The 13,630-nt window shown below is 40.3% G+C and carries 9 protein-coding genes; 6 read left to right on the top strand and 3 right to left on the bottom strand.

The features are described from left to right. Positions 1 to 411: 411 nt before the first annotated feature. Both ACYRY3_RS25910 and ACYRY3_RS25905 read left to right on the top strand, forming a co-directional pair. A complete protein-coding gene (locus tag ACYRY3_RS25910; protein ID WP_460204499.1) occupies positions 412 to 1,416 on the top strand; it encodes a zinc-dependent alcohol dehydrogenase family protein in 1,005 nt (334 codons plus the stop codon). Positions 1,417 to 2,531: 1,115 nt separating this feature from the next. Beyond that, positions 2,532 to 4,859, top strand: coding sequence for an NB-ARC domain-containing protein (locus tag ACYRY3_RS25905; protein WP_460204498.1), 2,328 nt, complete (start codon positions 2,532 to 2,534; stop codon positions 4,857 to 4,859). 350 nt (positions 4,860 to 5,209) lie between these two features. Here ACYRY3_RS25905 and ACYRY3_RS25900 read toward each other — a convergent pair whose 3' ends face one another. Beyond that, positions 5,210 to 7,456: a hypothetical protein gene (locus ACYRY3_RS25900; protein ID WP_460204497.1), complete on the bottom strand. Its 2,247-nt coding sequence runs from the start codon at positions 7,454 to 7,456 to the stop codon at positions 5,210 to 5,212. A 121-nt stretch (positions 7,457 to 7,577) separates the two neighbouring features. On the opposite strand from ACYRY3_RS25900, the gene ACYRY3_RS25895 reads away from it, so the two are divergent. Continuing rightward, the gene (locus tag ACYRY3_RS25895; RefSeq protein ID WP_460204496.1) at positions 7,578 to 7,799 is read left to right on the top strand and encodes a hypothetical protein; all 222 of its coding nucleotides are present in this window, start codon (positions 7,578 to 7,580) and stop codon (positions 7,797 to 7,799) included. Between the two features lie 446 nt (positions 7,800 to 8,245). On the opposite strand, the gene ACYRY3_RS25890 is transcribed toward ACYRY3_RS25895, so the two are convergent. Then, entirely contained in the window at positions 8,246 to 8,695 is a 450-nt protein-coding gene (locus tag ACYRY3_RS25890; RefSeq protein ID WP_460204495.1) for a TOBE domain-containing protein, read from the bottom strand. A 98-nt stretch (positions 8,696 to 8,793) separates the two neighbouring features. On the opposite strand from ACYRY3_RS25890, the gene modA reads away from it, so the two are divergent. The 3 genes from modA to modB all read left to right on the top strand — a co-directional run bounded on the left by modA (position 8,794) and on the right by modB (position 13,051). Beyond that, positions 8,794 to 9,639: a molybdate ABC transporter substrate-binding protein gene (modA, locus tag ACYRY3_RS25885; protein WP_460204494.1), complete on the top strand. Its 846-nt coding sequence runs from the start codon at positions 8,794 to 8,796 to the stop codon at positions 9,637 to 9,639. Between the two features lie 183 nt (positions 9,640 to 9,822). Next, complete coding sequence (iscB, locus tag ACYRY3_RS25880) at positions 9,823 to 11,097, top strand: RNA-guided endonuclease IscB (protein WP_460204493.1); 1,275 nt, start codon at positions 9,823 to 9,825, stop codon at positions 11,095 to 11,097. 136 nt (positions 11,098 to 11,233) lie between these two features. After that, positions 11,234 to 13,051, top strand: coding sequence for a molybdate ABC transporter permease subunit (gene modB / locus ACYRY3_RS25875; RefSeq protein WP_460204492.1), 1,818 nt, complete (start codon positions 11,234 to 11,236; stop codon positions 13,049 to 13,051). A gap of 165 nt (positions 13,052 to 13,216) precedes the next feature. On the opposite strand, the gene ACYRY3_RS25870 is transcribed toward modB, so the two are convergent. After that, positions 13,217 to 13,570 (bottom strand): hypothetical protein, encoded by a 354-nt coding sequence (locus ACYRY3_RS25870; protein ID WP_460204491.1) that lies wholly within the window; start codon positions 13,568 to 13,570, stop codon positions 13,217 to 13,219. Positions 13,571 to 13,630: the final 60 nt, after the last annotated feature.

Here is a 13,630-nt window from a genome sequence, read left to right as displayed (position 1 = left end):
GGGTTGAGGAACGAAACCCAACATTCATCAAATTGTTGAATTGTAAAAAATCCAACAACCGATAAATCTTGGGTATCGCTTTGTTCCATTTAATAAGTAGGTGAACAGAAATAAATAGAACTGTGTTACGAAACGTAAATAGCCTGAAATCCTTACTAATGACCAATGACAAAAGACTAAGGACGGTCTTCATGCGTTAACTTTATTTATATCATCCTACTTAATTGTTGGGTATCACTTCGTTCTACCCAACCTACACAAAACATTACATTTAGCATTTAAAATTTATTTTATAAATCTTTTCTAAGCAATTATTATTTCTAAATAACCTCAATATCTTGTTAATCTTTAAGTCACATACAGTGTTTGCCAAGCTTTTTGCTACGTAAAAAGAATTGAGGTTAATGAACTGTGAAGGCTTATCAAATTAAGGCTGCTTCAGGGATTGGTAGTTTAGCGTTAGTGGATTTGCCAGAACCGCAACCCAATTTTGGTCAAGTTGTGGTTAGAGTTCGAGCTACATCTCTCAACTATCGGGATACAATCGTCATTCAAGGTGCTTATCCTGGGCAAAACTTTCCCATCGTTCCCCTATCCGACGGTGCAGGTGATGTGGTTGCGGTGGGTGAAGGGGTGACACGGGTAAAGGTAGGCGATCGCGTTGCGGGTTGCTTCTTTCAGGACTGGATTTCAGGCAGGCTTACCCGACAGAAAATAAAATCAGCCTTGGGCGGGGCTATTAACGGAATGCTGGTTGAGTATATAGTGCTGTCTGAAGAAGGGCTGGTGCTGCTACCAGAGCATTTGTCCTATGAAGAAGGAGCAACCTTACCCTGCGCTGCCGTTACCGCATGGCAAGCACTCGTGACTAGAGGAGGGTTGGCAGCTGGTGAAACGGTTTTGCTGTTGGGAACTGGCGGTGTGTCAATCTTTGCACTGCAATTTGCCAAAATCTTGGGAGCTAAAATCATTATCACATCCAGTAGTGATGAAAAACTGGAACGGGCAAAAGCGATGGGAGCCAATGAAATCATTAATTACAAGACCTATCCCAAATGGGACGAAAACGTGTATGAGTTGACACAGCAAGAAGGAGTCGATCAAGTCGTAGAAGTAGGTGGAGCAGGAACATTAGACAGATCGCTGCGAAGCGTTCGCGTGGGTGGAAGAGTTAGCTTGATTGGCGTTTTAGCAGGTTCCGCTGATGTCAATCACATACAGATTCTTTTAAAGAGTATTGACGTGCAAGGCATATACGTGGGAAGTCGGGAAATGTTTGAAGCGATGAATCGAGCGATCGCGCTGCACCAAATCCGACCTGTCATAGATCGAGTCTTTCCGTTTAAAGAAGCACCAGAAGCGTACCGTTACTTGCAAAGCGGTGCTCATTTCGGCAAAATCGTCATTCAAGTTTGAATATCAACACGGAGATAACCTTCTTATAGGATGGGCTTCCTCGCCCGCCTTGTACGAATAGCGGGCTTCTAGCCCGCACCACAAGAAATGTTGGGAGCCTTTTATTTGGAAATCCCTTATTGAAAGTTGAATTTAGTGACAAGTGACACCAGAAAATTGAGAATAGGTGTCCAAAAGATACCAGTTAACATATAGGGAACATACTCAAAAACTAGAATTTCTATCTAAATTCAACCTTATTGAAAGGATAGTAATAAATTTTTACTTAGGCTTCAGCCGTACTTCTTTGTAATAATTATTACTTACTTACTTAGTGAAAGCAGATTTAGAGAATTTATTAGCTAGATCGAATTAGCCTGGAAGATTTACAAAGAAGAACAATTGCTATTTTCTAGAGTTATCTTCTCGTTATTAATTTTTACCCTAATATGGTGTAGAGCGTAACTATTAAAGTAAACTTTGCTATTAGCCTTAGAGAGAAATGTGTACAAAATCTTGTTGACTCGTTGCGGATATTTGTTGTATTGTTAACTTAATAGTAAGTACCTCCAGTATGCAGTGTTGATTATACTGGAGGCAATTACTGTAATTATTCCAACAAATAGTTTGGCGACGGTTTGCTGGAAGGTTTTATCACATTAGCAGTTAGGAGACTGCTTATCTTAGTATGCCACAAAACCATAATTATAACAAGAACTCCGTACTAAGAGTTCGTATTTCATTGCGTTTGTCAGAGACTTTGCTTGCTGTGCTTTTGACAACAGGAGTGTCTTTCGGAGGTGGATTTGCTTTTGCAAATAGCTATAAACCAAATCAAAGTTTGGATTGCCCAGCCCAAGACACTTCTCCACAAAACTCATATCAAGTACAGTAGTACATTGATTGAATTTGTAAAACTGCTAGAAGTTTAGCACCGATCTGACAAGAGATTAAACTCACACTTAATTGCATTCCAATAGTGGAATGCTTTTTTATTGTTCATTGACTGCAATCGTAACCAATTAATTTTAAACAGCCAATTAACTATGTCAAAAATATGTTAACTTTTTGCTATTATTTTATCTTTAAAATGTTATAAAAATATAATAAGTTATAAGTATTTATAGGTAATATTTATGTCAAGTTGGTCAGAGGATTGTAAGTTACCCAAAAGCTGGAATCGTAATGTTTTGAAGGAATGGGATATAAACCGTCTACTGACTGATTTAGAGGTTAATACGCAAAAGCGATACAGAGATAATACGCGAAAAGATTTGTTATTGGGATTATTGTGCGGGTATAGCCTCAAAAAGATTAGCCAAGACTTACATAGAGATAATGCAGTTGTCAGAACAAGTGTCAGTAGTCTCTATAGAGACATCGAAGTTTTGACAGGACAACCGGAGAAAAGCGTTAAGTTAAACAACCTGATTTATATTTTGGAGAGACATGGCTATCGCAAGGGGTTTACTATATCTCCTGCTAGTAGTTCCTCCAATATCCCCCACAATCTACCTGCACCAACTTACACAGAATTTATTGGTCGTGAGGCGGAAATGAAATTGCTACTCCAACGCCTTTCTCCCAATCATGCTGCTCATATCATCACCGTAGATGGTATCGGTGGTGTGGGTAAAACGGCATTGGTTTTGGCAGCTGCCTATCTATGCTTAAAAGCCAATCGTGAGAATCTTACTAGCGCACCCAAATTTGAAGCGATTATTTTCACGTCAGCCAAACAACAAGAGCTGATACCTAATAGTATTTTGCGGAGACAGCAGGGACAGCGGAACCTGAGTGAAATTTTTCGGGAGATAGCCCATACCCTTAACGATCCTGCTATCATTCAATCTCCTTTTGATGACCAATTTGACCGTGTCCGCCAAAGTCTTTCCAAGCAAAGAACACTGCTGATTGTGGACAATATGGATACTATCGAGGAGACAGGAAGGGTTATCAGTTTCTTGTATGACTTACCTGCTCATGTGAAAGTTATTCTTACAACACGGGAAAGAGTTGCTTTGCTTCCTATTACTCTGAGGCACTTACCCTTGGATGATGGGCTGAAGTTGATTCAGCAACAAGCGGAAGAAAAAGGAGTCATCATAAATGATGGGGATTCAAAGCGACTTTATGAACGAACTGGGGGAATTCCCCTCGCCATTGTTTATGCTATCGGTCAGGTTTCTAGGGGCTATTCCCTGAACTTTGTCTTAGACAGACTCGCCTTAGCAACAGGTGACGTGGCTCGTTTTTGCTTTGAACAATCAGTACAAAGCATTAAGGGACAGCCAGCTCACAAGTTACTGATGTCAATTGCCATTTTTCCCGATGCTCCCATACTTGCTGCGGTAGCTGAGGTTGCCGGATTCACTGCATCTCCTGATTCTGTCAACGAAGGCTTGGCACGTCTTCAACAACTCTCGTTAATCAATTTGAATCAAGACACCGGGCGCTATGAAATGCTTTCTCTAACACGGGAGTACGTTTTAGCAGAAATAGCTGCATACCCAGAATTCGCAAAAGATGCTCGCAGGCGTTGGGTCAGATTTTATCAAGATTTTGTTCAACACAATGCGGGAGAAGATTGGGAAAAGTGGATACATTACGACAAATTAGAGGAAGAGCAAGGGAATCTGCGGGCAGTGCTTTACTGGTGCAAAGACCAAGAGCACTATGAAGAAGTTAGAGATTTCTGGCTGCTTTTAAATCACTATGCAAATCTTTATGCTTACTGGGGTGACCGTTTGGATTGGCTGCAATGGCTTGTTGAACAATCGGAACGGCGTGGTGAATGGTCATCTTTTGTAAAATTCTCAATTTGCAGAAGCGGGTTACTAATTCAGATGTGTACACAGCAAAGTTTGAGAGAAGCAGAAGAAATTCTCCGACGCACGTGGGTTTTGCGCGACCACGCAAACTTATGCGTTCAGGCTGATTTAGCAGAAAGTATAGCTAGGCTCAAAATTAGGCAAAAAAAGTATCACGATGCACTTCGCTGGCTAACGGTAGAGGAAGGGTTAGTACAAGAAGCCTCTCTTGAAGAGCGACAAAATATCCGCTATACAATTCCTGTTCTTTACCATCGGGCTGAAATCTTTCATTTAGAGCATGAATATGCTAGAGCAAAGGAACTTTTTCAAGCAGTGATAAAAAGTGCAGCAAAAATTAACTGGTATCGAGTCATCAATTCTGCTCAAAATTGGCTGGCTGATATTGCTATAGAACAAGACGAGAGCAATGAAGCTCAACAACTCTTAACTAAAGGTTTAACTGTAGCTGAGAGTAATAACAACAAACGGCGTTTGGCTCGCTATCAACGCTCCTTTGCTCGTTGGGAACAAAGATGGGGAACCGTAGAAGCAGCCCGCCAATATGCAACTGAGGCAATGAATGGCTTTAATCTTCTAGGGATGTCACGAGATGCAGAGGAAATGAAAGCGTTTCTTGAGTCTCTGGCATGATATGAACGGCGATCGATATTCCTGGTTTGGAAGCAAAGTAGTAAAAGTTCTTTATTATGGCTTAAATCTACCGAGTTAATGGAAATAGCTGAGCCAGATTTTTCTAACTAATTCTTCAAGTTAGAAGATTATGAGCATCGATCGATCCGTGGGTAAATTCAGTGTTAGAGATTATACAGAGAGATGTTGTTCTGTACGACTGAATTCCAGTTTTAGGCACAGAGGAAGCAGGAATTAGATCTACTATGGTTTTACAGATTAACCAGGCAAATGTTGTTAATGTTCATACAATTCTAGCAGCCCTTATTTTAACATCTGCTGCGCTACTGGTTTAAATTACATTAATTTAGTTAAAAGTGTTGGCAGAAATTCACTGTAATTTTTTTACTTATTTCTAGACTAAAAATTGCTTCTTTGACTTTATCAAATTGTTTATTTAATGTAATCTGCCATAAAAAATGTAAAGATTCTTCCAATTTTTCAAAAACATATAAAGATTCTTGCAGTTGCCCAATAATTCGTAAAGATTCTTCCAACTTTGTTTCACTTTCTTCAAATAACTTTTGACTTTCTTGAATTTTAAACATTTGATATAATAAAATTCCTAATTGATGTAAGCTAATACCTTGAAAATAATAACATTCAGCTAGAGAGGAATGCGCTTCAATTACTAGCTTTTTATTTTTAACTCTCTGAGCAATAGATAAAGAATTTTGAAAGAAATATTGGCTAACTCTAAAACTTCTTTGACAGCACTCAAATTCTTTGCTACAGGACAACATATTACTTAAATTTTTGTCGATCGTTGATACTATATATGTACTGACTCCATAATTATGGAATATTTTACCCAATTTTATGTAAGTTTCAACGTATTCAGAAATCATTTGTATCACTGAATTAAAAAATGAATTTTTTGTTACTTGTGTTATTTGAGTTAATTCTTCTAAAGAATCTAAATCATAAAATTCCAAGGCATGATAAATAATTTCTAATGCTATCATTTCTTGTTGACTCAGAGGCTGAAGAACAGCTTTTTCAGCATTTTCTATATTTAGATACATTTGTTCTTGACTATTGCTAGCTCTGTCAATAAAAATTTTTGTGTTTAGCTCAGCATAATTTTTAGAGTTCTCTGCAATAACTTCAGACCAAAATAGTCCTGCTTCACCATTAGTTTTTCTCCATTCATTAGTCAGCTTAAGTCTTTCTATAGCTTCTTCGCAAATAAATTGGTGTAAGTAGTAACCATCATGGTGATACTTAACTAAAGCTCTATTTTGCAAATATTTAATAAGTTGGCGTTTATCACGGTAGTCTTCCTCATCGCAAAGCAAGGAAAAAATTCCTTTTTCAGGAATGACACTAATATAGTGATAGCGGTAACACCCTATTCGACATAAAAGTTTATAAGCTTTAGGCTTATCTTCTTGTAGTCGATCAAATTGATGTTTAACGAGATTTTTTAAGGTAGGATTAACTAACAAGCTAATACGGTTTTGTCTCCAATAAATACTTAAATTTCCTCTAAATTGCTCGTTATTAATATCAGCCGAAAGAAGAAACATAGCTTCGGCATTTCCTCCATATGCTTGACACATCTCATTTAGATCGTTAATATTTATAATAATTTTGCGACTTTCAAAATATTCTCTCCAGTTTTGTAGATTCAAACTCTTTAGATGGTAAGTTTGAAGACCCTTGATTGCTGGCTCACTCAATGGTTCACGGCTTGCAATGAGTGTGATAGACTTTACACTTGAATCAGCGAGCATAGCTAATAAATCTCTATATTTGTGATATTTAATGAACTCTCCATTTACCAGAGTAAGTTCAAGATTATCAATCAACACACCTACTTTGTGAGTCTGAAGCTTACTTTTCAATTGCTCCAACATTGTAAGAAAATTCAACTCTGGAGTCTCGTGAAAGTAGTTTTTTAGCTTAAGCCTCACCCAATCTTCAACTGGCTGGATATCCTGAGAAATCGTTCCTACTGAAAGTTTTAAAAGTTGTGCGATTTCAAATCCTTGGCGCTCAAACCATTTCTCAGCCAAAGTTGTTTTGCCAATACCACCTTCTGCACAAATCAGAATAACCTTTGCACCTTCACAAACTAGGTTGTTAAGGTGTGACATTGCCTCCTCTCGTCCTACGAAATCAGAATTGTTAGATATTTCCAAAAACTCATTCCTATTATCGTCTTGGCTAAATTGTGCGATCGTACCCTTAGTTTTTACTAAGTTAGATGACAAAATTTTATAATCAGCTTCTTCAAGCCACTCAGAAATTTCTCTCCAGTTTTTCAAAGTATTAATGGGTCTTTTTGTCAGTTGTTCAACGTATCGATACAGCGTTTCACACAGAGAAGCATTAAGACCTCTAGCGCTCTTGTAAAGCTTTTCGGCAATTTCCTGCGGATTATAACCACAAAGCAATCCACGTAAATGCAACTTTTCTACTTCTGTAAGTCCCTTTTTTTTGTTAGGAGCAAATTGTTGCTTAGCAGATTCTAAGTCTTTGTACAACCTTGTTAAATTCCAGTCGTTAGCAGCCTGTGTGAATTGTTCTGTAGATGAATTAGGGATAGATGCCATTGCTGAAAATATATATAGATTAAGTTCCTAACTATAAATCCTAATCAAGTTCCTAACGCTTGTTTGGTAGCAATCAAATATAGATCGGCGAAGCTACAGATATGAGAGTTTAATAAAAAATATGAAGAAAGAATCATCAGCACCCGTACAACTCTGCTTATCTATGGATAAAAGAATCTCATCGATCTTGAAAGACATTAAACAAAGCCGCCAGCCAATGGCTATTGAGGCAGTTAAGAAAGTTGAGGAAGCACATGATTTACTTCTATCTTTACAGCAGACAGGAGCCATTAAGTCGCGGAAAGTCAAAGCTGCGATTGATGAACTGTTAGCCAAATTTTAGCTTGTAATTTTTTGTGGGATGGGCATCTTGCCCGTCCTAGCATCACAAAATTTAAGCCCTTTAATCAGAAAAATCTAGCTATGCTACTCACCGACAGTCAGCCACTAAATTTAAAAGCTACCTACATAGGGGCATGGTGGGCGATGCCCACCCTACGAAATCATCAGCTACTCAATAAGAGAACTAATATCTTGCACCTTCTTAATAAGATAACGTGCGGCGTAGCCCTACCTACGAAATCATCAGCTTTTTAGCTTATGATTTTCGATGGGGAACGATAGTACAAAATATGAGAAATTTTACTACCATCAAGATATAAGCATTTTTCATCTCGTAAATAGAATTCTCAAATATAATATTACCGATAAAGTTGGTAAAGATTACCAAATAAGTTGGTAATTTTTATAGGTCAACAAAGCCCAATGTCATTCCAAATAGAGGTTTTTCTATTCCATTGCGATCGCAATATCGTTAGATTTGATCACGGCATAAGCTTCTTTGCCCTCTGCCAGTTCCAACTCATCTGCTGACACTCTGGTAATAATCGAGGTTAGCTCAACTTTGTGAACAATCTCCAGTGTAACTTCTGTATTCACGGAACCCGTAACAACTCGTTTAACTGTTCCCTTCAGAATATTCCGAGAGCTAACTTTCAAAGGTTTCTTCTGACTGGAAACCTCTATTTCCGGAGCTTTCTCTAGAGTCCAAGCATCGTTTTTTTCCTCTTGCTGTTTTGCAGGCAATGATGGTGCTTGAGACTGACTGTTGAGACTCCGCACCAATTCCCTCAGAATTTCTGTTTTGGTGCGCTGAGACTGTTGGCAAAATTGCTCTAAAATTTTTCGCTCCTCCTCTGAGGTTTGAAACGTGATCCATCCTTGTTCTTTTCTAGGCATAATTTTACCAAAATGGTTGGTAATTTTTCTCCAATCTTGGTACGATCCTACCAAGCGTCAGTACGCGTGAAAATGAAACTCTCTCTTAGTGTTTTCTCATGAAAAGAAGACAACTTTTTACTTTTCTTAGCGCAGCATGTATCACCCTCTTGTTAGCAATTGGGTTTAAGTTGATTGTTCCTTCTCCTGTAGTAGCACAGTCAAACACTAACTTGCTGGTATCAGCCGCCGCCAGCTTAAAAGAGGCGCTGGAGGAAATTAAGTCTGTATACCAGCAAGCTAAACCAAACGTCAACTTGAGTTATAACTTTGGCGCTTCGGGTGCATTGCAGCAACAGATCGAGCAGGGCGCACCCGCTGATATTTTCATCTCTGCTGCTAAAAGGCAAATGGATGCCTTAGAACAAAAAGGATTGCTGCTTGCGGGAACCCGTAGCAACCTGGCAAATAACCGTTTAGTTTTAGTTGTACCTAATAATTCTACTGGCATCACCAGCTTGTATAGCTTAACAGATTCCAAAGTTAAGAAAATTTCTATTGGTGAACCCAGAAGTGTACCTGCAGGGCAGTATGCCGATCAAGTCTTGAAGAAACTAAACATTTATGACAAGGTCAAGCCCAAGTTAGTTTTGGCTAACAACGTGCGTCAGGTGTTGGCAACAGTGGAAAGCGGAAATGCTGATGCTGGTATGGTTTATGCCACCGATGCCAAAATATCCAATAAGGTGAAAGTAGCTGTTATTACAGACGATAAATATCATTCACCAATAGTCTATCCCTTAGCAGTGCTGAAAAGAAGTAAAAATCCCGACGCCGCTAAAGAGTTTGTTCAGTTCTTATCTGGTGATCAAGCTAAGACTGTACTCCGCAAATACGGATTTATTGTCAGCGTTCTCTCGTTGAGCGCCAACCCCATGCCTAAAAGGCAGGGGCTTGGTGGTTAACTCTACCTGACCAGACTACTCGTTTAAGGCAAGAGTTTAAGACCCACTTCAGGATGCTTGCTAGTCCTGAACTCTGGAACCGAACGATTAAACAGGCTTACGGAGAATAAACCAGTGTCGTTTGGATAGTTACCGACCTTAAACAATGTCGAAGCAAACTTTACCCGCAAGGAGTATGCAGCAATGCAAAATTATGTTTTCGTTATCGACCAAAACAAACAACCACTTAATCCAATCTCTCCAGCACGGGCAAGAGAGCTACTCACAAAACAAAAAGCTGCTGTGTATCGGGTTTACCCGTTCGTAATCATTTTGAAGCAAGCGGTTGACAATTCCAACCCCAAGCCATTAACTGTTAAACTCGACCCAGGTAGTCGATTCACAGGTATTGCAATTCTTGACCAAGATAAGGTCATTTGGGCAGCAGAATTGGAACACCGAGGTTGGCAAATTAAAGATGCTTTAGAATCTAGACGCTCTTTACGTCGCCGCCGTCGCTATCGCAAAACTCGATATCGCCAACCACGTTTCAATAACCGCAAACGTCCAGCTATGTGGCTGCCACCATCGTTAATGCATCGCGTTCTCACGCTCGAGACATGGGTAAAACGGCTTTGTCGTTATGCGCCAATCACTCAAACAGCGATGGAGTTGGTTAAGTTCGATACTCAGAAGATGCAAAATCCAGAGATTAACGGTGTTGAGTATCAACAAGGAGAACTTGCCGGGTACGAGGTACGGGAATATCTTCTAGAGAAATGGGGGCGTAAATGTGCTTACTGCGATAAAGTTGGTGTACCACTTCAGATTGAGCATATATATCCAAAAGCAAAAGGAGGTAGTAACCGAGTCAGCAATTTAACTTTGTCGTGCGAGCAATGCAACGTCAAAAAAGGAACTAAATCTATAGAGGAGTTTCTCAAAAAGGATGGTTCTAGGTTGGAAAAAATAAAACGACAAGCCACGCAACCATTGAAAGATGCTCCTGCAGTCAATGCGACTCGTTGGGAATTATTCCACACCTTAAAAAACATCCTACTCACCACAACGGGAACGGGTGGACAAACTAAATACAATCGAACAAGGCTTGAACTGCCCAAACAACACTGGATTGATGCAGCGTGTGTTGGAGATGTCGAAACAATTCAGTTGCTAACCCAACAACCATTACGTATCAAGTGTACTGGTTGGGGGACACGTCAAATGTGTGGTACTGACCGCTATGGGTTTCCAACTAGACATCGAGATCGCAAACAGATCCATTTTGGATTCAAAACTGGGGACATTGTTAAAGCCATTGTCTCTACTGGCAAGAAGGTTGGCGAGTACGTTGGTCGAGTGTTGTGCCGTAAATCAGGGAGTTTTGATATTGTTACCAAAAGTGGTCGTATTACGGGTATTAGCCACAGATTTTGCTCACCGATTCATCAAAAGGACGGTTACTCCTATGCGTTCTAAGATATTTCAACACTGATTAAAATCAGCTACGGGCTTCCTCCCCATGAATAAAATTCAGGGGCTTCCGCCCTTTTATTTTCGGTGAAATAATTTCTGTTGAAAAAAGTATAAAATACGACGCGCATTATCTTAAACAATGCCACTCGATTTATCTCCTCTTTGGATATCCCTCAAAACTTCCCTACTTGCGACTTTTATCACCTTCTTCCTGGGTATTGCTGCCGCCTATTGGATGTTGGGATATAGAGGTAAGGGAAAGTCATTTATTGAGGGAATCTTCGTTGCTCCCCTGATTTTGCCACCCACAGTCGTCGGCTTTCTACTCCTATTGCTGTTCGGTAAGAATGGCCCACTGGGTCAGTTTATGAGCTTACTGGACTTTTCTGTCGTTTTCACTTGGTACGGCGCTGCGATCGCTGCCACAGTTGTAGCCTTTCCATTGATGTACCGCACGGCATTAGGAGCCTTTGAACAAATTGATGCCAATCTCCTACGGGTCGCCAGAACTCTTGGCGCTTCTGAAAGCACAATTTTTTGGCGCATCTCCATACCCTTAGCGCTTCCAGGAATTTTGGCAGCAACGACTTTGGCTTTTGCCCGTGCTTTGGGTGAATTCGGAGCCACCTTGATGCTGGCTGGTAATATTCCCGGACAAACCCAGACTATCCCAATGGCTATCTACTTTGCTGTTGAAGGCGGAGCAATGAATGAAGCCTGGTTCTGGGCAATAGTGATTGTGGTCGTTTCTCTCTCTGGGATTATTGCAGTTAATTTGTGGCAGGAAGCACGAACCAACAGAGGAGTAGGGAAGCAGGAAAGCAAGCAAGCAGGGGAAGATTTATCCTCGCTCTCCTCTTCTGGCTTTCCCCATGTTCCCGTGTCCTCTTCAGGGTTGGTTGTAAACTTTGAAAAACATTTACCTGGATTTCATTTGTCAGCATCCTTTACCACTGAAGTCCAGCCCTTGGGATTATTAGGGGGATCGGGTGCTGGCAAGAGTATGATTTTGCGCTGCATTGCTGGAATAGAAACACCAACAAGAGGTCGGATTGTTTTAAACGACAGGGTGTTGTTCGATTCCGAACGGGGCATTAATTTGCCACCTCGCGATCGCCGTGTTGGATTTTTAGTCCAGAACTATGCCTTATTTCCTCACATGACAGTGGCACAAAACATTGCTTTTGGCTTGCCTAAAGGACTATCAGCGTCCGCAATTAAGCAACAAGTAGAAGCCCAACTAGTCACAGTGCAATTGCAGGGATTGGGCAGGCGCTATCCCCATCAACTCTCTGGGGGTCAACAACAAAGAGTTGCACTGGCTAGAGCCTTGGCAAGTCAACCGCAAGCCCTGCTCTTAGATGAACCGTTTTCAGCACTAGATACTCACTTGCGAAGCCAACTGGAACAGCAAATGATTGAAACATTAGCCTCTTACGAAGGTGTTACCTTATTTGTGACACACAACATGGAAGAGGCTTATCGAGTTTGTCCAAACTTAATGGTGATGGAACACGGAACAACAGTGCAACTTGGTTCCAGAAATGAAATTTTTGAGCGACCCTCCACTTTAGGGGTTGCCAGAATAACAGGGTGCAAGAACTTTTCTCGTGCTATCGCTGTAGACTCCCAAAGGGTAGAGGCGACTGACTGGGGTTGTACCCTGCAAGTTGTTGAATCTATTCCAGATGGGCTGACTCATGTGGGAATTCGTGCCCATCATCTTATCTTTACCAACGATCCCAACCAAGAAAATACTTTTCCCTGCTGGCTAGCAAGAGCAAGCGAAACACCTCACCGCATGACGCTGTTTGTCAAGTTACACCAGCCATTTGCAAATCACAGCGATTACCACCTACAAGCGGAGGTGTTTAAGGAGAAATGGGCAATCTTAAAAGATAAACAATCACCCTGGTATATTCGTCTAGATCCACTACAGCTCATGTTAATGGAGTAGAGACTGAATAAGTGGATAGAACTAAAGTTAACTAGTAAGGTTCGTCCTTTGTCTTTTGTTATTAGTTATTTATAACGAGCAAATGACTAATAACTAATGACCTTAACTTAGTTAAATTTAATTCTACCCACTTATTTACACCAATGCCCCTAATCTTTATAAAACCTAAACCTCATCCATCCCAAATTCCCTGGCAATTCCTTTGTCTACTGGGGGACACAAACGGATTTTGGCACTATTAGAAAACAGTTTTAACCTTTTAACAATATCGGGAACAATGTTAGCGATATGCCAGTAACTTTCTAAGTCATAGCAAATAACGAGCAAAGTTAGCGTGCCAGCGTTTATTGTGAAATACCAGTGACAACTTGATAACAAAATCCGCATTATGGGACCGCAAGCTTGGTAGAAGCGTTTGCCAACTGTTTCTTCTAGTTGTCGTAGAAGTAAAACATCAAGTTGCAGATCTTGAGATGGTAAATCCTCTGGAGGAAGAGGAGGAAGAAAGAATTTACTCATTAAAGAAGCCCTCCTAAAAAACGGGGTAGCTTATTCCTAACATTCGCACTTTTCCATAAG

This window comes from Scytonema sp. NUACC21, assembly GCF_054684315.1.
The sequence above is the reverse complement of the archived record's forward strand: the minus strand, read 5'-3'. Positions and strand labels throughout refer to the sequence as shown.